Annotated in this window: 24 protein-coding genes and 3 tRNA genes; 10 read left to right on the top strand and 17 right to left on the bottom strand. The window is 65.0% G+C overall.

All coding sequences use genetic code 11. The features are described 5' to 3' along the window. Positions 1-53 precede the first annotated feature (53 nt). The 3 genes from tuf to ACT2BZ_RS17890 all read right to left on the bottom strand — a co-directional run bounded on the left by tuf (position 54) and on the right by ACT2BZ_RS17890 (position 1,707). Positions 54-1,229, bottom strand: coding sequence for an elongation factor Tu (tuf, locus tag ACT2BZ_RS17900; protein ID WP_457936534.1), 1,176 nt, complete (start codon positions 1,227-1,229; stop codon positions 54-56). Positions 1,230-1,482: 253 nt separating this feature from the next. Further along, a tRNA-Gly gene (locus tag ACT2BZ_RS17895) sits at positions 1,483-1,556 on the bottom strand. A 66-nt stretch (positions 1,557-1,622) separates the two neighbouring features. Then, positions 1,623-1,707, bottom strand: a tRNA-Tyr gene (locus tag ACT2BZ_RS17890). Positions 1,708-1,897: 190 nt separating this feature from the next. On the opposite strand from ACT2BZ_RS17890, the gene ACT2BZ_RS17885 reads away from it, so the two are divergent. Beyond that, the gene (locus ACT2BZ_RS17885; RefSeq protein WP_457936532.1) at positions 1,898-2,761 is read left to right on the top strand and encodes a TrmH family RNA methyltransferase; all 864 of its coding nucleotides are present in this window, start codon (positions 1,898-1,900) and stop codon (positions 2,759-2,761) included. After that, positions 2,737-3,213: a hypothetical protein gene (locus ACT2BZ_RS17880; RefSeq protein ID WP_457936530.1), complete on the top strand. Its 477-nt coding sequence runs from the start codon at positions 2,737-2,739 to the stop codon at positions 3,211-3,213. The genes ACT2BZ_RS17885 and ACT2BZ_RS17880 overlap by 25 nt, the downstream gene beginning before the upstream one ends. 1 nt (position 3,214) lies before the next feature. Here the strand turns inward: ACT2BZ_RS17880 and ACT2BZ_RS17875 are convergent, their stop codons facing one another. Genes ACT2BZ_RS17875 through gcl form a run of 3 tightly spaced genes read right to left on the bottom strand, consistent with a single transcriptional unit; the run spans position 3,215 to position 6,726 of the window. Next, complete coding sequence (locus tag ACT2BZ_RS17875; RefSeq protein ID WP_457941374.1) at positions 3,215-4,099, bottom strand: 2-hydroxy-3-oxopropionate reductase; 885 nt, start codon at positions 4,097-4,099, stop codon at positions 3,215-3,217. Between the two features lie 2 nt (positions 4,100-4,101). Next, positions 4,102-4,899 carry a hydroxypyruvate isomerase gene (gene hyi / locus ACT2BZ_RS17870; protein ID WP_457936528.1) on the bottom strand — a complete coding sequence of 266 codons (798 nt, stop codon included), beginning with the start codon at positions 4,897-4,899 and terminating at the stop codon, positions 4,102-4,104. Between the two features lie 45 nt (positions 4,900-4,944). Continuing rightward, entirely contained in the window at positions 4,945-6,726 is a 1,782-nt protein-coding gene (gene gcl / locus ACT2BZ_RS17865) for a glyoxylate carboligase (protein ID WP_457936527.1), read from the bottom strand. Positions 6,727-6,929: 203 nt separating this feature from the next. Between gcl and bhcR the strand changes: the two genes are divergently transcribed. After that, positions 6,930-7,757 (top strand): HTH-type transcriptional regulator BhcR, encoded by an 828-nt coding sequence (gene bhcR, locus ACT2BZ_RS17860; RefSeq protein ID WP_457936526.1) that lies wholly within the window; start codon positions 6,930-6,932, stop codon positions 7,755-7,757. A 78-nt stretch (positions 7,758-7,835) separates the two neighbouring features. Here the strand turns inward: bhcR and ACT2BZ_RS17855 are convergent, their stop codons facing one another. Both ACT2BZ_RS17855 and ACT2BZ_RS17850 read right to left on the bottom strand, forming a co-directional pair. Next, positions 7,836-8,147, bottom strand: coding sequence for a BA14K family protein (locus ACT2BZ_RS17855; RefSeq protein ID WP_457936524.1), 312 nt, complete (start codon positions 8,145-8,147; stop codon positions 7,836-7,838). A 176-nt stretch (positions 8,148-8,323) separates the two neighbouring features. Next, positions 8,324-8,491, bottom strand: a complete 168-nt coding sequence (locus ACT2BZ_RS17850) for a hypothetical protein (protein WP_457936523.1) — start codon at positions 8,489-8,491, stop codon at positions 8,324-8,326. A 142-nt stretch (positions 8,492-8,633) separates the two neighbouring features. Between ACT2BZ_RS17850 and ACT2BZ_RS17845 the strand changes: the two genes are divergently transcribed. From ACT2BZ_RS17845 to ACT2BZ_RS17835, 3 genes are all read left to right on the top strand, one after another. Continuing rightward, a tRNA-Thr gene (locus ACT2BZ_RS17845) sits at positions 8,634-8,709 on the top strand. A gap of 111 nt (positions 8,710-8,820) precedes the next feature. After that, on the top strand, positions 8,821-9,189 hold the full coding sequence (locus ACT2BZ_RS17840) for a hypothetical protein (protein WP_457936521.1): 369 nt from the start codon (positions 8,821-8,823) through the stop codon (positions 9,187-9,189). A 69-nt stretch (positions 9,190-9,258) separates the two neighbouring features. Further along, complete coding sequence (locus ACT2BZ_RS17835) at positions 9,259-9,519, top strand: DUF982 domain-containing protein (RefSeq protein WP_457936519.1); 261 nt, start codon at positions 9,259-9,261, stop codon at positions 9,517-9,519. Between the two features lie 47 nt (positions 9,520-9,566). Here the strand turns inward: ACT2BZ_RS17835 and ACT2BZ_RS17830 are convergent, their stop codons facing one another. After that, positions 9,567-9,770 (bottom strand): hypothetical protein, encoded by a 204-nt coding sequence (locus ACT2BZ_RS17830; protein WP_457936517.1) that lies wholly within the window; start codon positions 9,768-9,770, stop codon positions 9,567-9,569. Further along, positions 9,767-9,913, bottom strand: a complete 147-nt coding sequence (locus tag ACT2BZ_RS17825) for a hypothetical protein (RefSeq protein WP_457936516.1) — start codon at positions 9,911-9,913, stop codon at positions 9,767-9,769. Before ACT2BZ_RS17825 ends, ACT2BZ_RS17830 begins: the two co-directional genes overlap by 4 nt. Before the next feature lie 390 nt (positions 9,914-10,303). Between ACT2BZ_RS17825 and ACT2BZ_RS17820 the strand changes: the two genes are divergently transcribed. Both ACT2BZ_RS17820 and ACT2BZ_RS17815 read left to right on the top strand, forming a co-directional pair. Beyond that, complete coding sequence (locus ACT2BZ_RS17820) at positions 10,304-11,077, top strand: NAD kinase (RefSeq protein ID WP_457936515.1); 774 nt, start codon at positions 10,304-10,306, stop codon at positions 11,075-11,077. A 193-nt stretch (positions 11,078-11,270) separates the two neighbouring features. Beyond that, positions 11,271-12,836 (top strand): DEAD/DEAH box helicase, encoded by a 1,566-nt coding sequence (locus ACT2BZ_RS17815; protein ID WP_457936513.1) that lies wholly within the window; start codon positions 11,271-11,273, stop codon positions 12,834-12,836. Between the two features lie 80 nt (positions 12,837-12,916). Here ACT2BZ_RS17815 and ACT2BZ_RS17810 read toward each other — a convergent pair whose 3' ends face one another. From ACT2BZ_RS17810 to ACT2BZ_RS17800, 3 genes are all read right to left on the bottom strand, one after another. Then, on the bottom strand, positions 12,917-13,576 hold the full coding sequence (locus ACT2BZ_RS17810) for an OmpA family protein (protein WP_457936511.1): 660 nt from the start codon (positions 13,574-13,576) through the stop codon (positions 12,917-12,919). Positions 13,577-13,719: 143 nt separating this feature from the next. Next, positions 13,720-14,058: a hypothetical protein gene (locus ACT2BZ_RS17805; RefSeq protein WP_457941373.1), complete on the bottom strand. Its 339-nt coding sequence runs from the start codon at positions 14,056-14,058 to the stop codon at positions 13,720-13,722. A gap of 299 nt (positions 14,059-14,357) precedes the next feature. Continuing rightward, entirely contained in the window at positions 14,358-14,714 is a 357-nt protein-coding gene (locus ACT2BZ_RS17800; RefSeq protein WP_457936510.1) for a hypothetical protein, read from the bottom strand. 189 nt (positions 14,715-14,903) lie between these two features. Here ACT2BZ_RS17800 and ACT2BZ_RS17795 point away from each other — a divergent pair, with 189 nt between their 5' ends. Then, positions 14,904-15,371: a hypothetical protein gene (locus ACT2BZ_RS17795; RefSeq protein WP_457936509.1), complete on the top strand. Its 468-nt coding sequence runs from the start codon at positions 14,904-14,906 to the stop codon at positions 15,369-15,371. 59 nt (positions 15,372-15,430) lie between these two features. Here the strand turns inward: ACT2BZ_RS17795 and prfB are convergent. The 4 genes from prfB to ACT2BZ_RS17775 all read right to left on the bottom strand — a co-directional run bounded on the left by prfB (position 15,431) and on the right by ACT2BZ_RS17775 (position 20,592). Beyond that, positions 15,431-16,562, bottom strand: a protein-coding gene (gene prfB / locus ACT2BZ_RS17790) for a peptide chain release factor 2 (RefSeq protein WP_457936507.1) whose coding sequence is annotated in 2 segments (ribosomal slippage) — positions 15,431-16,495 and positions 16,497-16,562 — 1,131 coding nt in all. Because the reading frame shifts where the segments join, the coding sequence is not laid out codon by codon here. A 133-nt stretch (positions 16,563-16,695) separates the two neighbouring features. Beyond that, a complete protein-coding gene (locus ACT2BZ_RS17785; protein ID WP_457936506.1) occupies positions 16,696-19,137 on the bottom strand; it encodes a penicillin-binding protein 1A in 2,442 nt (813 codons plus the stop codon). Beyond that, entirely contained in the window at positions 19,134-19,367 is a 234-nt protein-coding gene (locus ACT2BZ_RS17780) for a hypothetical protein (protein ID WP_457936505.1), read from the bottom strand. The genes ACT2BZ_RS17785 and ACT2BZ_RS17780 overlap by 4 nt, the downstream gene beginning before the upstream one ends. Next, positions 19,354-20,592, bottom strand: coding sequence for an N-acetylmuramoyl-L-alanine amidase (locus tag ACT2BZ_RS17775; protein WP_457936503.1), 1,239 nt, complete (start codon positions 20,590-20,592; stop codon positions 19,354-19,356). Before ACT2BZ_RS17775 ends, ACT2BZ_RS17780 begins: the two co-directional genes overlap by 14 nt. Before the next feature lie 633 nt (positions 20,593-21,225). Between ACT2BZ_RS17775 and ACT2BZ_RS17770 the strand changes: the two genes are divergently transcribed. Beyond that, entirely contained in the window at positions 21,226-24,168 is a 2,943-nt protein-coding gene (locus ACT2BZ_RS17770) for an Rne/Rng family ribonuclease (protein ID WP_457936501.1), read from the top strand. Positions 24,169-24,329 lie beyond the last annotated feature (161 nt).

The raw sequence follows: 24,329 nt of genomic DNA, 5'->3' as shown, positions 1-24,329 counted from the left end.
CCGCCGGCGAAAACGAGGTTCCGCCGGAAATCCCGGCGGAACCCGAAGTTCAACTACTCGGTAATGCTGGCGACGATGCCGGCGCCAACCGTGCGGCCGCCTTCGCGGATGGCGAAGCGCAGCTTCTCTTCCATGGCGATCGGCACGATCAGCTCGACATCGACCGTGATGTTGTCGCCCGGCATCACCATCTCGGTGCCTTCCGGAAGCGACACGATGCCGGTCACGTCCGTCGTGCGGAAATAGAACTGCGGACGGTAGTTGGTGAAGAACGGCGTGTGACGGCCACCCTCTTCCTTGGTCAGGATGTAGGCTTCGGCCACGAACTTCTTGTGCGGCTTCACCGAACCGGGCTTGGCCAGAACCTGGCCGCGCTCGACGCCTTCACGGTCAACGCCGCGGATCAGCGCGCCGATGTTGTCGCCGGCCTGGCCCTGGTCGAGCAGCTTGCGGAACATCTCGACGCCGGTAACCGTCGTCTTGGTGGTGTCGCGGATGCCGACGATCTCGACTTCCTCGCCGACCTTGATGATGCCGCGCTCGACGCGACCCGTCACGACCGTGCCGCGGCCCGAGATCGAGAACACGTCCTCGATCGGCAGCAGGAACGGCTTGTCGACCGGACGCTCGGGCGTCGGGATGTAGCTGTCGACGGCGGCCATCAGCTCGCGGATGGCGTCCTCGCCGATCTTCTTGTCGCCATCGTTCAGAGCGGCAACGGCCGAACCCTTGATCATCGGAATGTCGTCGCCCGGGAAGTCGTACTTCGACAGCAGCTCGCGAACCTCTAGCTCGACCAGCTCAAGCAGCTCCTCGTCGTCGACAAGGTCGACCTTGTTGAGGAACACGACCAGCGCCGGAACGCCGACCTGGCGCGCCAGAAGGATGTGCTCGCGGGTCTGCGGCATCGGGCCGTCAGCAGCCGAAACGACCAGGATCGCGCCGTCCATCTGCGCAGCACCGGTGATCATGTTCTTCACATAGTCGGCGTGGCCGGGGCAGTCGACGTGGGCGTAATGGCGGGCTTCCGTCTCGTATTCGACGTGGGCCGTCGAGATGGTGATGCCGCGCGCGCGCTCCTCGGGAGCCGCGTCGATCATGTCGTAGGCCTTGAACTCGCCGAAATACTTGGTGATCGCTGCCGTCAGCGACGTCTTGCCATGGTCGACGTGACCGATCGTGCCAACGTTCACATGAGGCTTGTTGCGCTCGAATTTACCTTTTGCCATGTTTTCTTTCCTAACGGCATCAACACTGAGACTGGGTTCGAATGCGGGGCGATTAGCGACAAAGGTCGGAAAACACAAGTGCATTCTGGCCGCGCCTTGTATCGACACTGCCAGACGTCGCATGCCCGTTTTCGAGGGGGAGCGCTGATATAGAGGTGCAGCGGCGAAATTGAAAGAGCCAACCGGCCGGGCTAAGCCGAAGCCCTCATCCACAATTGCGCTATGTCCGACCGGGGCGTTGTGCGAAATCTGCTGGAGCGGGTAGCGGGAATCGAACCCGCATATTCAGCTTGGAAGGCTGCTGCTCTACCACTGAGCTATACCCGCGCCGTTCCTTATTGCCATGGCCTCCGCTGAAAAGCGAGGCCGCTGTCGCGCGGTCCGGTCCGGCAGTGGTGGAGGAGGTTGGATTTGAACCAACGTAGGCTGAGCCAACGGATTTACAGTCCGTCCCCTTTAACCACTCGGGCACTCCTCCATCTGCCGACGGAACCATGCGACGAGGCACTGTTTCGCGAAGCCGGCAGTGGCTGCCGATCCGCGAAGCGCCTTATGGCGGCACGCTCGAAACGTGTCAACCGCCACATCGCCCCGCTGCGGCAAAATCGGCAACGGGGTGGATAACGCGCCATATCCTTGGCCGCGCGTTGCAGCTATAGAACGCGACCATGACCGACAGCAAGAACAGCAAGACCCCCAAGGACAGCCACTACGCCAACCTGAGGCGCGCCTACCGCGACCAGAAGAGCGGCGCGCCCGCGCCCGCCTTCAAGCCGCGCCAGCCGGTGGCGCCTGGCGACCCGGCACCCGATGGCCTCGTGCGCCTCTACGGTATCCACACCGTGCGCGCCGCGCTCGACAACCCGCGGCGCAAGATCACCCGCATGCTGGTGACGCGCAACGCCGCCGAGCGGCTGGAGCTCGGCGACGTCGCCGCCCTGCCCTTCGCGGCCGAGATCGTCGAGCCGCGCGACATCGACAGGATCACCGGCTCGGACGCCGTGCACCAGGGCGTCGTCATCGAGGCCAGGCCGCTGAGCCCCAAGCCGCTCGAGGCACTCGGCGACACAAGACTCGTCGTCGTGCTCGACCAGGTCACCGACCCGCACAATGTCGGTGCGGTGATGCGCTCGGCCGTCGCCTTCGGTGCCGGCGCGCTGATCGTCACCTCGCGCCACAGCCCGACCGAGTCCGGCGTGCTGGCGAAGTCCGCCTCCGGAGCGCTGGAGCATATCGACCTGATCGAGGTCAGGAACCTCGCCGACGCGCTCGGCAAGTTGCACGAGGCAGGCTTCGCCACGATCGGTCTCGATTCGGACGGGCCTGCGGAAATGGAGAAATCCTTCGCCGGCGACAAGATCGCCCTCGTGCTCGGCGCCGAGGGAAAGGGCCTGCGCCAGAAGACCCGCGAGACGGTGACCGCGCTCGCCCGCCTCGACATGCCCGGCGCGATCCGCTCGCTCAACGTCTCGAACGCCGCCGCCGTGGCGCTCTACGCGGCTCACAAATGGCTGTTGCGCTCGCTTACATGACTGCCGGTCTTCAATTCACGCAGCAAAATCTTGGCTGGAACGCAGAACCCAACATTGCCACGCCGCAACTGACGGTGGACGGTGGCGACCTGTTGCTGGCCTTCCCGTTGAATCACTTCGTCTTTAAAATCTTCGGTCGTGGCGACTTCGGTATCCTTCGGTTCGTCAACTGCTCAAGTTTCAGGACAGACGGAACCAATGACGACACCTGGTTTAGCGGCACCTGCCGTTACAGTCGGCTGGCTCCGGCTTGGGGTGAATTCTATGAAATCTCGGGGCCTGATCCGTCGCTCGCCAAAATCGAGGGCTGGATAGGTATTGAAGGTTCGTCAGGTGACAGGCATTTTCTCTTCTATCTTCGCGACAACCTGTTCGAATGTTTCGCAGAGCAATGGCGATTTGAAGCAATCCCGCAAAACGCACTGATGAAGCTACTAGCCGCGCAGGCTTGACCTAACCCACCGCGTGGCCGGCCATCCGCTCCAGCGCCTTCACCAGCCCCGAATGATCGTCCTTCGCGCCGCCATTGGCCGCGCATGCGTTGAAGAGCTGCTGGGTGGTCGAGGTGTTCGGCAACGACACGCCAAGCGCCTTGGCGCCTTCCAGCGCCAGGTTGAGATCCTTCTGGTGCAACTCGATGCGGAAGCCCGGCGCGAAGCTGCGCTTGATCATGCGCTCGCCATGCACTTCGAGGATGCGTGAATTGGCGAGCCCGCCCATCAGCGCCTGCCGCACCTTGGCCGGGTCCGCACCGGCTTTCGAAGCAAAAACAAGCGCTTCCGCGACAGCCTCGATGGTCAGCGCGACGACGATCTGGTTGGCGACCTTGGCCGTCTGGCCGACCCCGTTGGGGCCGACCAGCGTGATGTTCTTGCCCATCCTCTCGAAGACCGGCTGCGCCCGTTCGAACGCCTTCTCCTCGCCGCCGACCATGATGGTCAGCGACGCCGCCTTGGCGCCGACCTCGCCGCCCGACACCGGCGCGTCGAGATAGTCGCAACCCAACGCATTGATTTTTTTAGCGAATTCCTTGGTCTCGATGGGCGATATCGAGCTCATGTCGATGGCCAGCTTGCCCTTCGACAGTCCGCCAGCGACGCCCCTTTCGCCGAACAGAACCTCAGCGACCTGCGGCGTGTCGGGCACCATCATGATGACGATGTCGGCGGCCTTCGCGACCGCCTCGTGCCCTGTCACCGCCTTCAGGCCCTTCGCCGCCAGTTCCTGCGGCGGCGGCTTGCGGTGGTCGGATGTCACCACCGCGTAGCCGGCGTCCAGCAGATGTCCCGCCATCGGCGCGCCCATGATGCCAAGTCCAATAAACCCAATGGTTTCCATGCTCATGCCGCCACGCTCCCCTTGCCCGTCAATGCCTTGAACCACCCCAGCCCGGCCTCCGTGCCGGCCTTCGGCTTGTATTCCGCGCCGACCCAGCCCGCGTAGCCGATGCGGTCGAGATGGTCGTAGAGGAACGGATAGTTGATCTCGCCCGTCCCCGGCTCGTGACGGCCGGGATTGTCCGCAAGCTGGATATGCGCGATGCGGCCGAGATTCGTCTCGATGGTGCGGGCGAGATCCCCCTCCATGACCTGCATGTGGTAGATATCGTACTGAAAATAGAGGTTTTTCGAGCCCACGCGTTCAATGATCCGAAGCGCCTGCTTCGACGTGTGGAGGAAGAAGCCCGGTATGTCGCGCGTGTTGATCGCTTCGATCAGCAGCTTGATCCCGGCCTTTTCCAGCCTGTCGGCGGCGAACTTCAGGTTCTCGACAAAGATGTTCTCCAGCTCCGCTGAGGCCACCCCCGCCGGCGCGATGCCGGCCAGGCAATTGACCTGGGCGCAGCCCAGCGCCTTCGCATAGGTGATCGCCGTCTCGACGCTTTTACGAAACTCCGCGATCCGGTCGGGCAGAACCGCGATGCCGCGCTCGCCCGCCGCCCAGTTGCCGGCCGGCAGGTTGAACAGCGCCTGCTCCAGCCCGTTCTTCTTCAGGCGCGCAGCCACCACCTCCGGCGCATGGTCGTAGGGGCCGACATATTCGACCGCCTTGAAGCCGGCGCGGGCCGCCGCGTCGAAGCGGTCGAGAAAATCGTGCTCGCCAAAGAGCATCGAAAGATTGGCTGAAAACCGTGGCATGGCGCCCTTCCTTCACAAAATGAGTCAGAAACTTTAGAAACCGATTCAGTCGAGCATGACGATCGCGGTCGGCGCGTCCTCGTGCTTCTCGGCCAGTTCCTCGAACTCGGTGATGTTGTCGATCTCGGTGCCCATCGAAATGTTGGTGACGCGCTCGAGGATGAACTCGACGACGACCGGAACCTGGTGCTCCTGCATCAGCCGCCGCGCCTCCTCGAAGGCGCCGGCAAACTCCTCCGGCCGCCGGACGCGGATCGCCTTGCAGCCCATCGCCTCGGCGACCGCGACATGGTCGACGCCGTAGCCGACCTCGGCATGGCCGACCGTGTTGATGTTGTCGAAGGCGAGATCGACCTCGAAATCCATGCCAAAACCGCGCTGCGCCTGGCGGATCAGGCCGAGATAGGCATTGTTCACGACGACATGGATGTAGGGCAGCCTGTGCTGCGCGCCGACCGCGAGTTCCTCGATCATGAACTGGAAGTCGTAGTCGCCCGACAGCGCGACGATGTCGCGGTCCGGGTCCGCCGCGCGCACGCCAAGCGCTGCCGGCAGCGTCCAGCCGAGCGGCCCCGCCTGGCCGCAATTGATCCAGTTGCGCGGCTTATAGACATGCAGGAACTGCGCGCCGGCGATCTGCGACAGGCCGATCGTCGTGACATAGGTCGTGTCCCGGCCGAAGGCCTTGTTCATCTCCTCGTAGATGCGCTGAGGCTTCAGCGGCACCTGATCGAAATGCGTCTTGCGCTTCATCGTCTTCTTGCGCGCCTGGCACTCCTTGGCCCAGCCCGACCAGTCGCGCAGCCTGCCCGCCGTCTTCCACTCGGTGGCGACGTCGAGCAGAATCTTCAGGGCCGAGCCCGCATCCGAGACGACGCCGAGATCCGGCGCGAAGACGCGGCCGATCTGCGTCGGCTCGATGTCGACATGCACGAATTTTCTGCCCTTCGTGTAGACGTCGATCGAGCCGGTGTGGCGGTTGGCCCAGCGGTTGCCGATGCCGAACACGAAGTCAGCCGCGAGCATCGTGGCGTTGCCATAGCGGTGCGAGGTCTGCAGCCCGCACATGCCGGCCATCAGCCGGTGGTCGTCGGGGATCGCCCCCCAGCCCATCAGCGTCGGGATCACGGGAACGCCGGTGATCTCGGCGAACTCGATCAGGAGGTCGGAGGCATCGGCATTGATGATGCCGCCGCCGGAAACGATCAGCGGCTTCTCGGCCTCGTTCAGCATGGCCAGTGCCTTCTCCGCCTGGCCGCGCGTCATCGCCGGCTTGAAGGGCGTCATCGGTTCGTAAGCATCGATGTCGAACTCGATCTCGGCAAGCTGCACATCGACCGGCAGGTCGATCAGCACCGGCCCCGGACGCGACGAGCGCATCAGGTGAAACGCCTTCTGCAGCGCCATCGGCACCAGATAGGGTTCCATGACGGTGACCGCCCATTTGGTGACGGGTGCGGCGATCGCCGCGATGTCGACCGCCTGGAAATCCTCCTTGTTCAGTCGGGCGCGCGGCGCCTGCCCGGTGATGCAGAGGATCGGGATCGAATCGGCCGAGGCCGAATAGAGCCCGGTGATCATGTCGGTGCCGGCCGGCCCCGACGTGCCGATGCACAGGCCGATATTGCCGGCCTTCGCCCGCGTGTAGCCCTCGGCCATGTGGGACGCGGCCTCGACGTGGCGCGCCAGCACGTGGCGCACCGTGCCGCGCGCCTTGAGCGCCGAGTAGAACGGGTTGATCGCCGCTCCCGGCACGCCGAAGGCGCAGGAAACGCCTTCCTTTTCGAGAACGAGAACGGCGGCGTCGATTGCGCGCATCCTGGCCATTAGCTTGCTCCACTGTGCTTTTGTCGTCGAAGCATGCCAGCGGGCCGGCTATTTTTCAATTTTTCCAGAATATTTTTTCATTCTTTATCTTTTGCCGTATGCTATTGTAATTTCAGCGCTTCTCCTTTTCCAGAATCCGGCTGCCAAGACCCTACAAAATATTTTTTCATTTCCTTGAGCATCGATCCGCCCTATCAGAGGTGATGAACACATCCGAAAAGCGCCAGCGCGGCCGCCCGCGTTCCTTCAATGCCCCGGCCGACACCGCCTCGGTGCAATCGCTCGACCGGGCGCTTAAAATCCTTGCCATCGTGGCGCAGGGCAACGGCCTGTCGCTCAGCGAGATCGCGGCGCAGAGCGGCATTGCCGCCTCGACCGCCTACCGCATGCTGACCACCCTCGCCCAGCACGGCATGGTCGAGTTCGAGCAGTCGGACCAGCTCTGGCTGATCGGCGTCGAGACATATCGCATGGGATCGGCCTTCCTGCGCCGCCGCAACCTCGTCGAGCGGGCGCGCAGCGTCATGCAGGAGCTGATGGAAACAACCGGCGAGACCGCGAATCTCGGGGTCGCCGAGGATGATTGCGTGGTCTTCGTCAGCCAGGTCGAGACGCACCAGGCGATCCGCGCCTTCTTCCGGCCTGGCACGCGCAGCAGCTTCCATGCCTCGGGCATCGGCAAGGCGATCCTCGCGCACCTGCCCTCCGAGCGCGTTGGCGTAATTCTTCGCAAGGCGGGGCTCGAGGCCTTTACGCTGAAGACGCTCGCCGATCCTCAGGCCCTGACAAAGAACCTCGGTGAGATCCGAAAGCGCGGCTGGTCGGTCGATGACGAGGAACGCTATCCCGGCATGCGCTGCGTGGCTGCGGCCATCTTCAATGAGTTCGGCGAACCGGTCGGCGGCGTTTCCGTCTCCGGCCCGACCGTGCGCGTAACGCCCGAGCGCGCCGCCGATATCGGGCCGCTGGTACAGAAGGCGGCTGCCCGCATCACGCGCATGATCGGCGGCACGGAAGAAGGCCAGGCCTGACGCCGACCTGTCCCGCCTGGCAACATCGGCCAAAAGGCGCCCGAAGGCGCCTCCTGACCGTTTCGCGATCACCTCCCCTCAGAGCCGGCAGTAGTGATACTGGCCGTCATAGCCAATGAAGGTATCAGTGCGATGATCGTAAGACCGGTAGCGATTGTAGCAGCGATCAACATGGCGCTCCCAGGAACTGCGGTGGTCGCCGTAAAAGTTCGGGCCGCGGTTGGCATTGGCGATGGCCGCGCCGAGCACGAAACCGCCGATGCCGGCGATTGCGGCTGCCTCTGCATTGGTCAGCTTCTTGGCGGCGGCGGTGTCGACCGAGCCGGCGATGGCGATCGTCGCGACGGTCAGCGAAAGCAGGGTGGAGGTGATCTTGGTCTTGAGCGACATGGTGGTCTCCTGTGATCCTTGTGACGAGGCGTCCATCCGCCTCATGACCATCAGTCGCTCGGACCAGGAGAAAGGTTCGAAGATTTTCGGGATTTTTTCTCGGAGGGCGAAATCGCTCCGGCCGCGGGCGTGTCAGTGACGCCCCCCGCGGGCCGTCGGTTCGCGAAAGAGCCGGCCTAGCCCAGCCCCGTCACGTGGCGCAGGTAGAAGGCAAGCGTCACGAAGCCGGCGGCGAACGCCCAGCCCGTCCAGTCGATGCTGGCGTCCTTCAGGCTGCGATAGAGCCTGACCATGATCGCCCAGGCGACAACCACCATGAGCGCGATGACAACAAGTCTCAGCATGTCAAAAGCTCCCGCAACCCGAATGCCTGCAGAAGAGATAGGTCATGCGTTGGGAGATTTTGAGGCGGCGGGGCAGCCGGGCGGCCGCCCTCCCCGACTTTTGACTTTACTGGCGCGGCAGATGTGATACCGGAGCGCCGATGCCCTTGTAGCTCAGCTGGTAGAGCAGCGGTTTTGTAAACCGAAGGTCGGCGGTTCGATTCCGTCCGGGGGCACCAAGCTACCGATATGACAGGCGATTCCGTGCATCGCTTCCCTCGAAAGCCCGGATCACAAATCTTTCGCGGTTCTGCCGCAAATTCTCCACGTTCATCATGTCTGCAGACCCCATGGGGACCCTACGTAAACATCCGCTCACCGGCATAAACCGGTTCGCCGCCGCTGCACTCGCTGGCGCATGCCTGCTGCCGATCGCCGCCTGCTCCAAGACGTCCGACGGAACGGTCATCATGCCGAAGCCGCCGGCGATCTCGTCGCTTGTGCCCGTGCAGAGTTTCGTGCCGGCCTGGGCGCGCTCGCGTCGGCAGCCCGAGCCCTATGCCGTGGCGGTCGCCGAGACCGACTTCCCCGAAGCACCGCCGGCCAGCACGCCGCCACGCCGCATCAAGCCAGTCATGGTCCGGCGCGATTCGGCGGGCAAGCTCGCCTGCCACAACCAGACGGCTTCCAACGGCCGGGTCCGGGTGATCTGCAAATAGTCCGCAGGGCCGGCGCGATTTACGCCGGCAGGCTCTCGCTTTGACGCAGCCGATGGCGTAAGAGCGGCAATGCAACAACAGCGCTTCGATGTTCCGCTCGCCGTAAAATTCGGTTCGCCGGAACAGCAAAAGGTCCTGCGCAGCGCGCAGGACGCCTCCGATTTTCTCCTCAACAACTGGCCGGGAAAGCGCAGCCCCAAGCACCGCGCCGCGCTGCAGGCCTGCCATGCCGTGATCGATGCGGGAAAGCCGGCGATGACCGCGCGCCGCGCCTTTCTGGCGGCGGCGCGCGAAGTCGATATCGTCGTCAGCGACATGACGAACGCCTAGCGCCCTTCACTTCCGGCAGACACAGAGCTGCCGCGCGCTGCCACCTTTCAGGTGGCGGCGACTTTCTTCTTGCGCGCAGGCTTCTTGGCAACGGGCGGAGCCGCGGCGATCGCCGCCTGCTCGGCCTCTTCCTTCTCGAGCCTCAGAGCACGCAGCCGCGCGGTCTTCTTCTCGCGCGACACGGTCTCGGCGTCCATGATCTGACGCGACGCCTTGTGCGTGCGGGCCGCCTTCTCCTCGCCAGCGTTCATTCCTGTTCGGCCGGCTGGACGGTTTCGTCCTTCGCCTTCTCGTCCTTGGCGGCCGCCTTGGCGAGCGCCTTCTCGGCCTTCTTGGCGGCCTTCTGCCGTTCCCGTTCCTTGCGTTCGTGATTGTAATTCGGCGGGCGTGGCATGGCGTCTCCTTTTGCTTCTCTTTTCCAGGCCGAGTCGCAGGCGCTTGCGCGCCATCGGCCTGTCTTTGCGCGCCAGTCCCGGTCGGCGCTTCGCGGCTGGATCGCGCCAGGAGGTCCCGGCGCAGGCGCGAAAACTGTCCGGGACCGGGGCCTGGCCGCTTGGCCGGCCCATGGTCGCCGGGCTGCTCCGTCGCCGCGCATCTCTGCCGGAAGGCGGTGCAGCCTTACCCCATCATGTAACAATCATGCGCCCCGACTTCTACCCCGCCGCCCGGCAATTCGCGTCGTTGCCGGTGCCCCGCGGCGCGGCGTGCGTCCCTTTGCACCGATGACGCCGCGTGCTAACCCGGCCATGGCGCACGTCCGTTCGGTTTCCAGCAAGAAAGCCTCATGTCCCAGTCCCGCGAAAAACTCGCCTTCGTCTCGTCCGACGCCGAAGATGCCCGCACTGCGGCCGCTTCGCTCGCGAAGCGCTATGGCCAGTGCAGCGTCGAGGAGGCCGACATCGTCGTGGCGCTGGGCGGCGACGGCTTCATGCTGCACACGCTGCGCGAAACCATGGACACCGGAAAGCCGATCTACGGCATGAACCGAGGCACAATTGGTTTCCTCATGAACGAATTCCGTGAGGGTGATCTGCACGAGCGCATCGAGGCGGCGCAGCCCGAGACGATCCGGCCGCTGGAGATGGAGGCGACGACCGCCAGGGGCGAGGTGCAGACGGCGCTCGCCATCAACGAGGTGGCGCTGTGGCGGCAATCCTACCAGACCGCCAAGATCATGATCACCATCGACGGCCAGGTGCGTCTCGAAGAGCTTTATTGCGACGGCGTGATGGTGGCGACGCCGGCCGGCTCGACTGCCTACAACCTTTCTGCACAAGGGCCTATCCTGCCGCTCGACGCGCCCCTGCTGGCACTGACGCCGGTCAGCCCGTTCCGGCCGAGGCGCTGGCGCGGCGCGCTGCTGTCCAACCGCGCGACCGTGCGCTTCGACATTCTCGAGCCCGAAAAGCGCCCGGTCAACGCGGCCGCCGACCACACCGAGGTCAAGGCGATATCCTGCGTGACGGTCCGCGAATCCCCGACGGCGACGGCGACGCTGCTCTTTGATCCCAGCCATTCCTGGAACGAGCGCATCCTGGCCGAGCAGTTCCTCTACTGACCCTTCCCCGGGTCCGGGCGAACGATTAACGTTAGCAGTCAAGGTTAGCGTGGCGCAAAGCCGGACATTACCGGCATTTAAGTTGACAAAAGCGGGGCCGGAGCTTATCGCATTGCACAATCTTGCAGGCGCGTGGCGCCTGCCGCGGCGGACCGGCCGCGCCACGGAACCAGCCAAAAAGCAGCCAGATAATTTGTCCTCAGACACCACGACCGCTGAAGAAGCGTTGACATTCGCAGACTTGGGGCTGTCCCCCAAGGTCCTTTCCGCCGTTACCGACGCCGGCTACACCGTGCCGACGCCGATTCAGGCGGGCGCCATCCCGCACGCCCTGCAGGGCAAGGATGTGCTCGGCATCGCCCAGACCGGCACCGGCAAGACTGCCGCCTTCGTGCTGCCGATGATCACCCGGCTCGAGAAGGGCCGCGCCCGTGCCCGCATGCCGCGCACGCTGATCCTCGAGCCGACGCGCGAACTTGCCGCGCAGGTCGAAGAGAACTTCATCAAGTACGGCAAGAACCACAAGCTCAACATCGCGCTGCTCATCGGCGGCGTGTCGTTCGACGAGCAGGAGCGCAAGCTGGAGCGCGGCGCCGACGTGCTGATCGCGACGCCGGGCCGACTGCTCGACCACCGCGAACGCGGCAAGCTGCTGCTCAACGGCGTCGAGATCCTCGTCATCGACGAGGCCGACCGCATGCTCGACATGGGCTTCATCCCCGACATCGAGCGCATCTGCGAAATGATGCCGTCGATGACGCGCCAGACGCTGTTCTTCTCGGCAACCATGCCGCCCGAGATCACCAAGCTGACGGAAAAGTTCCTGCACGCGCCGATCCGCGTCGAGGTATCGCGCGCCGCGTCCACCTCCAGCACGATCACCCAGCAGCTGGTCAAGTCCGGCCCCAAGCCGTGGGACAAGCGCGAGGTGCTTCGCAACCTCATGCGCGCCGAAGACGAAGGCCTGAAGAACGCGATCATCTTCTGCAACCGCAAGGTCGAGGTGTCGGAGCTCTACAAGTCGCTCGTCAAGTATGAGTTCGACGCTGGCGCCCTGCATGGCGACATGGACCAGCGGGCACGCATGGCTATGCTCGCAGGCTTTCGCGACGGCAAGCTGAAATATCTCGTCGCCTCCGACGTCGCGGCACGCGGGCTCGACATTCCGGACGTCAGCCACGTCTTCAACTACGACGTGCCGATCCATGCCGAGGACTATGTCCACCGCATCGGGCGTACCGGACGCGCCGGCCGCTCCGGCAAGGCCTTCTCGATCGCCACGCGCAACGACGCAAAATACATCGACGCCATTGAGAAGCTGATCGGCCAGACAATTCCCTGGCAGGACGGCGACCTTTCGACGGTGGTCGAATCCGAAGGTGACGACGAGGCGCCCCGCCGTGGCCGCGGCGCGCCGCGCCGCGCCGGCCGCAAGGACGAGGCCGAGCGCAAGCCGCGCATCCGCCATCGGGCAGGAAAGCCGGCCGCCGAGCCGCAGGAGCAGCCAGAGGCCGTCGTCGAGGCAGCAGCCCCGGCACCGGTCGCCGAGGAGCGCCAGGAACGCCCGGCACGCCGCGAGGCCATCAAGTCGGACAATTCCAGCCGGTCGGGCCGCAACGAGCGTGCGCCGCGACCGCGCCGCGACGACAAGCCGGAGCGCCAGGAGCGGCAGCACCGCAACCGGCAGGACGACAATGACGGCACGGTCGGCTTCGGCGACGATGTCCCGGCCTTCATGCAGGTCGCCGGCAAGGTCTGATCAGACCTTTAGCGCAACGCCAGAATCAAAAAAACGGCCCCTCGCGGGGCCGTTTTTTTTATGCTCGGGCGTGTCTGACGTTAGCGGGTCAGCGGCGACAGCTGGATCTCGACGCGGCGGTTCTGCGCGCGGCCGGCCTCGGTGGCGTTGGAGGCGATGGGTCGCGTCTCGCCGAAGCCGGTGACGGCGAAGCGGCGCGAATCGACACCCTGCGCGTTTAGGTAGTTGGCAACCGACAGCGCGCGGCGCTCCGAGAGCTGGAGATTGTAATTGTCGTCGCCGGTGCTGTCCGTGTAGCCGTACACGTCCACCACCGTCTGCTGGTAGCGGTTGAGCACGATGGCGACCGAGTTGAGCACCGAGAAGAAGCTCGAGCGCACGGTGTCCTGGTCAACGCCGAAGGTGACGTCGGAGGGCATGTTGAGCACCACGCGGTCGCCGACGCGCGTGACGCTGACGCCGGTGCCCTGCAGCTGGGCGCGCAGTTCGGCCTCGTTCTTGTCCATGGTGGCGCCGATCGCGCCGCCCGCAAGGGCGCCGACGCCGGCACCGATCAGCACGGCGTTGCGCTGTGCGACGCTGCTGCCGCCGACCGCCATGCCGGCCAGGGCACCGAGACCGGCACCCAGGGCCGCGCCGCCGGCGGTGTTCGAAATCTTCTGCTCACCGGTATAGGGATCGGTTGTGCAGGCGCCGAGAAACGCCGTTGCGGCCAGCACGGCGATCAGTTCTCTCTTCATAAAAAGTCCCCTCCGGAATTCATGCGCACGCGAAGGCGCGAAGCGTCACCCTTCCCGGCCGTTGTAGCATGAATTGCGGCAAAAAACCGACGGCCTCCAACAGTCCAGCGGTTTCCCCGACAGTTCCGCGAGCGGTACCGACGTCAGAAGGAGTTCGGCGGCACGAACAGGCAGATGGTGCGCGAATCATTGGCGCCGGCTACCGAACACCAGTGGTACTCGCCGTCCGGCGAATCCTTGATCCGGGTATCGCTGTAGGCCACGACCTCGCCCGTTCCCTTGATGACATAGCCCTCCGGCCGCTCGCTGATTGCCTTGGCGGAGACCTCGCGGCAATCGATGCCGGAGCAGCAGGCATAGGGATAGGACCAGCCCTGCGGCTTGGCCGCCGTTGGTATGGCGTCGTGCGCCCGGGCATGCGGGGCGACGACAAGGCAGTACAGGAGGAGCAGGAACGCCAGGTGCACCCTCGCCCCGGTCATGCGGGCAAAGGCGGAAGTCGTCTGCACGGATGTGGTGGATGCTGTGGTGTGGGACATGGCAAGGTTCCGAGTTGTTCAAGCTTCTGGCTTGCCCGTTCGTGAACGCCTCGTCCCAAGATGACCCGATGCTCTGCCGGTGTCCGGCAGCCCGGGAGAATGCTTTTCGTCCCCTCCTGCGCCGAGGATCGCCCGATTCGCCGAAACCGGCAATCATGCGCAGGTATAGGCCTTTCCAATTGCCACCATGCCCGAGCGGCTGCGCGGGCAGCGGTGGCGGTCTGTCGCCCCTTTCATGCCGGTCAGAACGCGGCCGGCGGCACGAAAAGGCAGATGGTCCTGGAATCATCGGCGCCGGCAACCGAGCACCAGTGATACTCGCCGTCCGGCGAATTCTTCAGCCGGGCGTCGGCGTAGGAAACCAGTTCCCCCGTGCCCTTGATGAGATAGCCCTGCGGGCGCTCGCTAATCGACTGTGCCGACACTTCGCGGCAGTCGATGCCCGAACAGCACGCATAGGGATAGGACCACCCCTGCGGCTTGGCCGAGGTCGGGATCGCGTCATGCGCGAGCGCGGGTGAGACGCTGACGGCGAAGAGCAGGAAACTGGCAAGGTTGGCGCCGCAGGCAGCGGCCGAAGGCTTCAGTCCCGAGAACATGGCGTGTTCTCCCGGTTGACCTCCCATGCGAAAAATGTGCGCCGGCTTGGTTAACGAAGACTTAACGCTGATCCAATGCAGACAGCCTTCCCCACAGGCCCGCGCCGCCGCAATCTTTCCATCTTCTCGGCCACATGGTGCCGCTATGGCAGGCGATCTTCAGGCCGGATCAGGAAGGATACCGACGCCATGGTGAAGACAGCCCTCGTTGCGATGACCCTTCTCGGCTGCGACTGCGATGCAAAGGTCTGCCAGTTCGTCTCCGAGACGCCGCAGCAATTCGCCTCCATTTCCGCCTGCGAGGAAGCTATGCAGAGCCACGTGCTGCGCAGTTCCGACCTCGACTATCCGTTGATCACCGGCCAGTGCCGCGTCCTCGGCGACCCCGGTATCCGGCTTGCCGAGGCGACAGCGCCGGATATGCTGGCCGCATCAGTCGACGCGTCGCACACGCGCGTCGCGGCGGTCGAAGGTCCAGCCTCCGTCCCTGCCCAGGGCAGCAGCAGCCTGGTCTTCGAAAAGACCGCCTCCAGCTACCGGATGGTCACGTCGGGTGTCGGACGGGCCGCCGAATTCGTCTTCCAGACCGCGCGCAGCGCGGCCGGAAGCGTCAGCCCGGCGCTCGACCGCATGGCGAGCCTCCTGCCCGGCGTCTGACCCGGCACAGCTGATCTTGTGAAAGTGGCAGCCGGCCGGGCGACAGCGCGGCCGCAGGCTCAGTCGATGTCGGCGACCGCCTCGCCCGCATTGCCATCGATGCGCTGCGACAGCGAGGCCTCCATGAACGGGTCGAGGTCGCCGTCCAGCACGTCCGACGGGCTGGAGCTCTCCACGCCGGTGCGCAGGTCCTTGACCATCTGGTAGGGCTGCAGCACGTAGGAGCGGATCTGGTGGCCCCAGCCGATGTCCGACTTGGAGTCTTCGGTGGCGTTGGCTTCGGCCTCGCGCTTCTTCAGCTCTTCCTCGTAAAGCCTCGAGCGCAGCATTTCCCACGCCTTGGCGCGGTTCTTGTGCTGCGAGCGCTCGGCCTGGCAGGCGACCGCGATGCCGGTCGCCAGATGCGTGATGCGCACCGCCGAATCCGTCGTGTTGACGTGCTGGCCGCCCGAGCCCGACGAGCGGTAGGTGTCGATGCGCACATCGGATTCGCTGACGTCGATCTCGATGGAATCGTCGACCACCGGGTAGACCCAGACGCTGGCGAAGGAGGTGTGGCGGCGGGCGTTGGAATCATAGGGCGAGATGCGCACCAGGCGGTGCACGCCCGACTCGGTCTTCAGCCAGCCAAAGGCGTTGTGGCCCTTGATGAGAAGCGTCGCGGACTTGATGCCGGCCTCTTCGCCGTCATGCATTTCCAGCACCTCGACCTTGAACTTCCGGCGCTCGGCCCAGCGCGTGTACATGCGCAGCAGCATGTTGGCCCAGTCCTGACTCTCCGTTCCGCCGGCGCCGGCATGCACTTCGAGATAGGTGTCGTTGCTGTCGGCTTCGCCCGACAGCATGGTCTCGATCTGGCGCGCGCGGATTTCGCCCGACAGCGAGCGGATCGCCGCCTCGGCCTCGGCCACGACATCGTCGTCGCCTTCTTCCTCGCCGAGCTCGATCAGGCCGATATTGTCCTCGAGCGACTGGCTGAGATGCTTCACCGCGCCGATGCCTTCCTCGAGGCTCTGGCGCTCGCGCATCAGCTTCTGGGCCTCCTGCGCGTCATTCCAGAGCGACGCGTCCTCGGCCCGCATATTCAGGTAATCAAGACGTTTTAGCGCCTGATCCCAGTCAAAGATGCCTCCTCAGCAGGGTTATGGCCTGCCTGATTTCGTCGACGAGTTTTTCGGTTTCCGCGCGCATGGCTGGATGGCTATCCGTTTCTACGGTTGAGGGTGTGAATCGGCGCGGACCATAGGGTCGCGCCATGGGGCTGTAAAGCGCAGAGACAGAAATGGGCGGGCTGTTTCCAGCCCACCCACCCTGCTGCCTGAGGTCAATAAAGTCCGCCGCTGCCGGTCTGGATGGCGCGGCTTGCCGAGGGCGAGATTTCCTCGCCCACCTGGCTGTCTTCCATGCCGATCACCCAGTAGCTGTCGGCAGGCCCGGTGCCGGGCTTGAAAGCTTCCATGATGGTGCCGGCCTCGCCCTCGCCCGCACGCATGCCGGTCTTGCGGTTGATGGCGATGAGCTGCATGCCCTCGGGCACCTGGAAGTCGACCGGCGGCGTGTCCTTCAGCGCCTCGGTCATGAATTCCTTGAACACCGGCGCGGAGAGGCCGCCGCCGGTCGAGCCCTTGCCGAGTGTCCTCGGCTGGTCGAAGCCGATGTAGAGGCCGACCACGAGGTTCGGCGTGAAGCCGATGAACCAGGCGTCCTTCTCGTCGTTGGTGGTGCCGGTCTTGCCGGCGATCGGGCGGTTCAGCTCGCGCAGCGTGGTCGCGGTGCCGCGCTGGACCACGCCTTCCATCATCGAGGTGATCTGGTAGGCCGTCATCGGGTCGAGGACCTGGTCGGCCGTGTCGATCAGTTCCGGCTCCGGCTGGTTCGCCCACTCGGCAGCCACGCAGCCTTCGCAGCCGCGCTCGTCGTGCTTGAACACGGTCTTGCCGTAGCGGTCCTGGATGCGGTCGATGAGCGACGGCTTGATCTGCCGGCCGCCATTGGCCATCACCGAGAAGGCCGAGACCATGCGCATGACGGTCGTCTCGCCGGCGCCCAGCGCCATGGGCAGGTAGGGTGCCAGGTGGTCGTAGACGCCGAAGCGCTCGGCATATTCGGCGACGATCTTCATGCCCATGTCATTGGCGAGCCGGACCGTCATCAGGTTGCGCGAGCGCTCGATGCCGGTGCGCAGCGTCGAGGGACCGCCGGCCTTGCCGTCATAGTTCTTCGGCGACCATACCGTGTTGCCCGACTTGACCGTGATCGGGCCGTCCATGATCACCGAGGCCGGCGTGTAGCCATTGTCGAGCGCGGCGGCATAGACCACCGGCTTGAAGGACGAACCGGGCTGCCGGTAGGCCTGGGTGGCGCGGTTGAACTCGGACTGCGAATAGGAAAAGCCGCCGACCATCGCCAGCACGCGGCCGGTATGCGGGTCCATGGCGACCATGCCGCCGGAGACCGAAGGCACCTGGCGCAGCTGGTAGGCGCTGCCCTCCTTCTGTTCGACGAACACCACGTCGCCCGTCTTCAGCACGTCCGCCGGCGAATCCGCCTTCAGGCGCTTGCCGTCGACGACATGGCGCATGGCGAAGCTCATGTCCTCGGCCGAGACGTTCGCGGTCTCGCGCAGGCCCGACAGCGCGCCGGAAATCTCGCGCGGCGGCTGCAGCCCGATCGTCAGGCCATCCTTGTTGCTCTCCAGAACCACGGCCAGCCGCCATTCGGGCACGTCGCTCAGCGCCTTGACCTCGGACAGCGGCACGCCCCAGTCGGCGCCGAGCTCGATCCGCTTGACCGGGCCCCGGTAGCCGCGCAGCGTGTCGTACTTCATCAGGCCGTTCTGCATGGCCCGGCGCGCCATCAGCTGCAGCTTCGGGTCGAGCGTGGTGCGCACGGACAGGCCGCCCTCGTAAAGCGCGTCCTCGCCATAGCGCGAGATGATCTCGCGGCGCACTTCCTCGGTGAAGTACTCGCCGGCGAAGAGATAGGTGCCGTTGCGGCGCGGCGTCACGCCGAGCGGCTGCGCCCTGGCCTTCTCGCCCTCTTCCGGCGTCACGTAGCCGTTCTCGACCATCAGGCCGATGATCAGGTTGCGGCGCTCGATGGCCTTTTCCGTATAGCGGAACGGATGATAGTTGGACGGCCCCTTGGGCAGCGCGGCAAGATAGGCGGCCTCTGCCACCGTCAGCTCGTTCACCGACTTGTCGAAATAGGTCAGCGCGGCGCCCGCGACGCCATAGGCGCCCAGACCGAAGAAGATCTCGTTGACGTATAGCTCGAGAATCCGGTCCTTCGAATAGGCCTGCTCGATGCGGAAGGCGAGGATCATCTCCTTGATCTTGCGTTCCATGGTCTGGTCGGACGACAGCAGGAAGTTCTTCGCCACCTGCTGGGTGATCGTCGAGGCACCAACGGGACGGCGTCCCGAGCCGAGATTCTGGACGTTGACCATGATGGCGCGACCAAGCCCGGTGATGTCGATGCCGGGGTGGTTGTAGAAATTCTTGTCCTCTGCCGACAGGAAGGCCGCCTTGACGCGGTCGGGCACGGCCTGGATCGGAATATAGAGGCGCCGCTCGCGCGCGAACTCCGCCATCAGCGCGCCGTCCGAGGCATGCACGCGCGTCGTCACCGGCGGCTCGTACTTCGCGAGCACCTCGTAATCCGGCAGGTCCTTGGCGAGATTGCCGATGAACACAGCGACTCCGGCAGCTGCGAGCAGCGCCAGCATCGTGCCGATACCGAAGAAATAGCCGATTAGTCGAATCATGCCCGCTCCACTGCGAGGTCCAGGATGTCCGGGTCAACTCCAGCCTTGGCGGCGAGTCGCCCGAGCGATCCGCTCCAGTACACAAAAACAATTGGTATGGCGATGTGGGCAAAATGGGGCAGACGCTGCGTCAGCATCCGATTGTGGCCGATTATTTCGCCGCCGGTGTCCGCCACGCAACGCCCGGCGGCGCTTGCCCCTGCGGAATTCTGGAGCTCACCCGCCGGCATCGATCTTCCTCGCGGCGAATCCGGCAATGGCGGTCGAGATGCTGGAGGCCACCTTGCGGCGCCACTCGGGACTGCGCAATTGCTCCTCGTCCTCCTTGTTGGAGAGGTAGCCGAGCTCGACCAGCACCGAGGGCACGTCGGGCGCCTTGAGAACCCTGAACCCGGCGAAGCGGTGCGGGTTGTTGATCATCTTGACCGAGGAAGACAGTTCGTCGACCAGCGAGCGGGCGAAACGCATCGAGAAACTGTGCGTCTCGCGGCGGATCAGGTCGACCAGGATGTCGGAGACCTCGTGGTCTTCCTCCTCGATGACGAAGCCGGCAAGCTGGTCGGAGAGGTTTTCGCGATCGGCCAGCGCCTTGGCTTCCTCGTCGGAGGCGGTATCGGAGACCGTATAGACCGTGGCGCCGCGAATGCCCTTCAAGCGGATTGTGTCGGCATGGATCGACAGGAAGAGGTCGGCATCGTGCTGCCGGGCGATCCTGACGCGCTCGTCGAGACGCAGGAAATCATCCGTCTCGCGCGTCATGAAGACCTGGTAGCGGCCATCCTTGCCGAGAAGGTCGCGCAATTCATTGGCAAAGGACAGCGTGATGTCCTTCTCCACCGTGCCGTTCGGGCCCGCGGCGCCGCCGTCGATGCCGCCGTGGCCGGGATCGATGACGATGGTGAAGAGGTCGTCCGGCACCGGCTTGCCCAGCCGGTCGCCCTTTGGCGTCGCCTGCGTCGATCCTGTCGTCTCGGCCTGGATGGAGAGCGCAGCGTTGAATTCCTTGTCGGAGGCCGCTGCCAGGTCGACGATCATGCGGTAGCCCGGCGTCTCCTCGTTCTTCACCACCTCGAAGCGCTCGACGGCAAACGGCCCCTTGGCGCTCAGCACCAGGCGCGAGGTCTCGGCGTTCAGCTGGCCGTAGCGCACGCCGTCGACCAGCCCCCTCTCGGCCAACTCCTTCGGATCGATGACGAAACGCGTATCCGGCAGGTCGATGACCAGCCGGTGCGGCGCGCGCAGCAGGAAAAATCGCGGATCGGGCTCGCTGTCGAAGTGCAGCACCACGCGTGTATGCAGTGCGTCGCCGGCCATCTTGTAATCGCGCGCCTGCAGGGGTGCCGCGAATGCCGGCGCGACGAGTCCGAGCAACAGCAGCAGCAGGCAGCAGATCCGGGCGAGCGCCCGACCTTCTGTCCCGTGCAACGTCAGCTGACGATTCGCCGTGGTTGCCATGCCACCGTTCTTACCCTGTTTGCAGCGCACCTCCCACAGCGCACTGGCAATATCGACCGTTAACGAGTGGTATTCGGATAAGGTTAACCAAGCCTTTTCGTAGCTTAATACCGCCGGGGAAGACCGCCTTGGTGCCCTTTGAAATCGGGGTTGCCTAAAACGTCGGCAAATCATAAAAGCGACGGTGGATCACTGCAATGCCAGGAACCCGTCTCCGCCGCTGCTTCCAAGTATAGTAAGGCGACGACCAGACGGCTCCAATCGACTCCCGCGATAGTGGCAGGCATGATGCCGACGGATTTCGTCAGGGCGTTCTGGTGGCGCTGAACCCCTGCCGTGAAGAAAACGGCCGGAAAACGATGGATCCGCGCCGGCTCGTAACGAGCAAATCAGCTGGTCCGGTTATGCCGGGCTTCAATTTAAAATGGTTCCGCGAAGGTTACGCGATGATTTCAGGCGAAAACATGGAAAGGTCCGCACGATACCGCGCCGATTTGGCTGCGGGCGGCACCGCCATGACGCTTGAGCGTCGGCGAGCGGACACAATAGGATCCGGCACTCCACCAGGCTCACGGCGGCGAGGGAATTCCCTCGCGCTGCAGCTGGCTCGGGCAGCCGGAGGGAAAACAACTAATGCCCAACAAGATGCTTATCGATGCCTCCCACCCGGAGGAAACAAGGGTTGTCGTCGTACGCGGTAACCGCATTGAAGAATTCGATTTCGAGTCTCAGGACAAGAAGCAGCTAAAAGGAAACATCTACCTCGCGCGGGTCACCCGCGTAGAACCGTCGCTCCAGGCGGCGTTCGTCGAGTATGGCGGCAACCGCCACGGTTTCCTCGCCTTCAGCGAAATTCACCCCGACTATTACCAGATCCCGGTCGCCGACCGTCAGGCGCTGCTGCGCGCCGAGGCCGACGAGGCCGCGGAAGAGGATGACGAGGACGGCGGCGAGCGCGACCGCGAACGCAGCAGCCGGGGCGGACGCAAGCGCCGGCGCGGCGGCAAGAGCCGCGACCGCGAAGCCTCCTCGCGCAACGGCGCGTCCGACGACGACGCATCGGCTGCGGACGACGCCGGCAACGGCGATGCTGCCGGCGACGACCTGTCCCCGGCAGAAGAGTTCGTCTCCGCCGAGGCGTCAGCTTCTCAAGCGGAAACCCCGGCAGACGTCGCCGCTGCGGCAGACGAGACGGCCGAGGCTCCGACCGAGACCGCCGAGAGCGAGGAAGCCGCATCCGACGACGACGGCACGCCGCCCAAGTCGATCGCCGCGGCGACCGAGTCCGACGTCGTTTCCGAAAAGGTCGCCGACCCGGACGATAACCACTCGGACCACGCCGACGAGGTGCATTCCTCGCGCCTCGAGGAAGAGAACGACGAGGTCGAATCCGTCGGCGCAGAAGATGCGCTCGAGGAAGTGCGCAACCGCCGCAAGCCGGCGCGCCGCCACTACAAGATCCAGGAAGTCATCAAGCGCCGCCAGATCCTGCTGGTGCAGGTCGTCAAGGAAGAACGCGGCAACAAGGGCGCGGCCCTGACCACCTACCTGTCGCTCGCCGGCCGCTATTCCGTTCTGATGCCAAACACCGCGCGCGGCGGCGGCATTTCGCGCAAGATCACCAACGCACAGGACCGCAAGCGCCTCAAGGAGGTGGTTTCCGACCTCGACGTGCCGCAGGGCATGGGCGTCATCCTGCGCACCGCAGGCGAGAGCCGCACCAAGGCCGAGATCAAGCGTGACTACGAATATCTGATGCGCCTGTGGGAGAACGTCCGCAGCCTGACGCTGGAGTCGAGCGCCCCTGCCCTCGTCTACGAGGAAGGCAGCCTGATCAAGCGCTCGGTGCGCGACCTCTACAACAAGGACATCGACGAGATCCTGGTCGCTGGCGACGAGGGCTACCGCGAGGCCAAGGACTTCATGCGCATGCTGATGCCCAGCCATGCCAAGGTCGTGCAGCCCTACCGCGACAACACGCCGATCTTCGTGCGTTCGGGCATCGAGGCGCAGCTCGACCGGATGCTGCAGCCGCAGGTAACGCTCAAGTCGGGCGGCTACATCATCATCAACCAGACCGAGGCGCTGGTCGCCATCGACGTCAACTCGGGGCGCTCCACCAAGGAGCACTCCATCGAGGAGACGGCGCTGCACACCAACCTGGAGGCCGCCGAGGAGGTTGCCCGCCAGTTGCGCCTGCGCGACCTTGCCGGCCTGATCGTCATCGACTTCATCGACATGGAGGAGAACCGCAACAACCGGGCGGTCGAGAAGCGGCTCAAGGATCATCTCAAGAACGACCGCGCCCGCATCCAGCTCGGCCGCATCTCGCATTTCGGCCTGATGGAGATGTCGCGTCAGCGCATCCGCGCCAGCGTGCTGGAATCGACGATGAAGCCCTGCCCGACCTGCGGCGGCACCGGCCACGTCCGCTCCGAATCCTCCGTCGGCCTGCTCGTCGTGCGGGCCATAGAGGAATATCTGCTGAAGGACTCGCGCTGCCACATCACCGTGCGCACCCCGACCTCCACGGCGCTCTACGTGCTCAACCACAAGCGCAGCAGCCTGGCAGACCTCGAGGCCAAGTTCGGCGTCATCATCACCGTGGAAATGGACGACTCGGTCGGCGGCCAGCATTACGCCATCGACCGCGGTGCAGTCGCCGAGAAGCCCGCCGATTTCGTCGAGGCGGTGTCGGCGCCGATGCCGGTCGAGGAAGACGATATCGACGACGACATCGTCGAAATCGAGGCCGAGGAAGCCGTCGAGGAGGCACGCCCCGCGCAGCAGCCGCGCCATGGCCAGGAAAACGGCGAGGACGGCAACCGAGACCGCAAGCGACGACGCCGTCGCCGCAGGCGCGGTGGACGCGATCGCGACAATGGCGCACCGCGCGAGCTCGATGCCGACGGCCAGCCGATCCACGCAGAGAATGGCGCCGCTGAGGGCGGAGCTTCGGACGGGAACGCCGCTGACGCAGCTACCTCAGACGAGACGGCTGCCGACGGTGTCGCCTCTGAATCGACCGAGGAAGCACAGGCCAGGAAGCGCCGGCGCGGCAAGCGCGGCGGCAAGCGCAACCGCAGGGACGGCACCGAGGGCGACGTGCAGGCTGATTCAGCTGATGCTGAACCGTCAGACGCTAAGGCGGAACCTGCCGGTGACGCAGCGCCAGCCGACGAGACGGGCATTCATCCCGACCGCGCGGCCGAAGCCGCTTCCGAGCCGGAAGTGAGCGCTGAGCCGGAAGCCGGGGCGGAAGAGGAAAAGCCGAAGAAGCCGCGCCGCGCCGCGCGGCCGCGCAAGACGGCGGCGGAAAAGGCAGCCGAAAAGGCCGAGGCCGAGAAGGCCGCGGAGCCCGCCGCAGCCGAAGCGGTGGCCGAGACGGCAGCCGAACCGGTCGAGGAAGCCGCTCCAAAGGCAGTGAAGCCCCGTCCTACGCGCCGCAAGGCCGCTGCCAAGGCCGAGGCGCCCGCCGAGGTCGTGGTGTCGTCCTCGAAGCCTGAGGAGGCCCCTGAGGCCGCCGATGCGCAGCCCAAGAAGGCTGGCTGGTGGCAGAGGCGTAGCTTCTTCTGATCGCCAACAACCCGGAATGGAAAAGGGCCGCACTCTGGTGCGGCCCTTTTCATTTGTGCTCGGGGACGGTCGGCTGCGCCAAGCGCTCATCTTGCCGTCGCCTCGCGGCATGCGCGGTGTGTGCCTCGGCTCGACGGCCGGGCGTTGCGCCCGCGGGCTCC

Source organism: Mesorhizobium sp. 10J20-29 (genome assembly GCF_054130485.1).
This window is presented reverse-complemented; position numbering and strand designations above follow the sequence as displayed.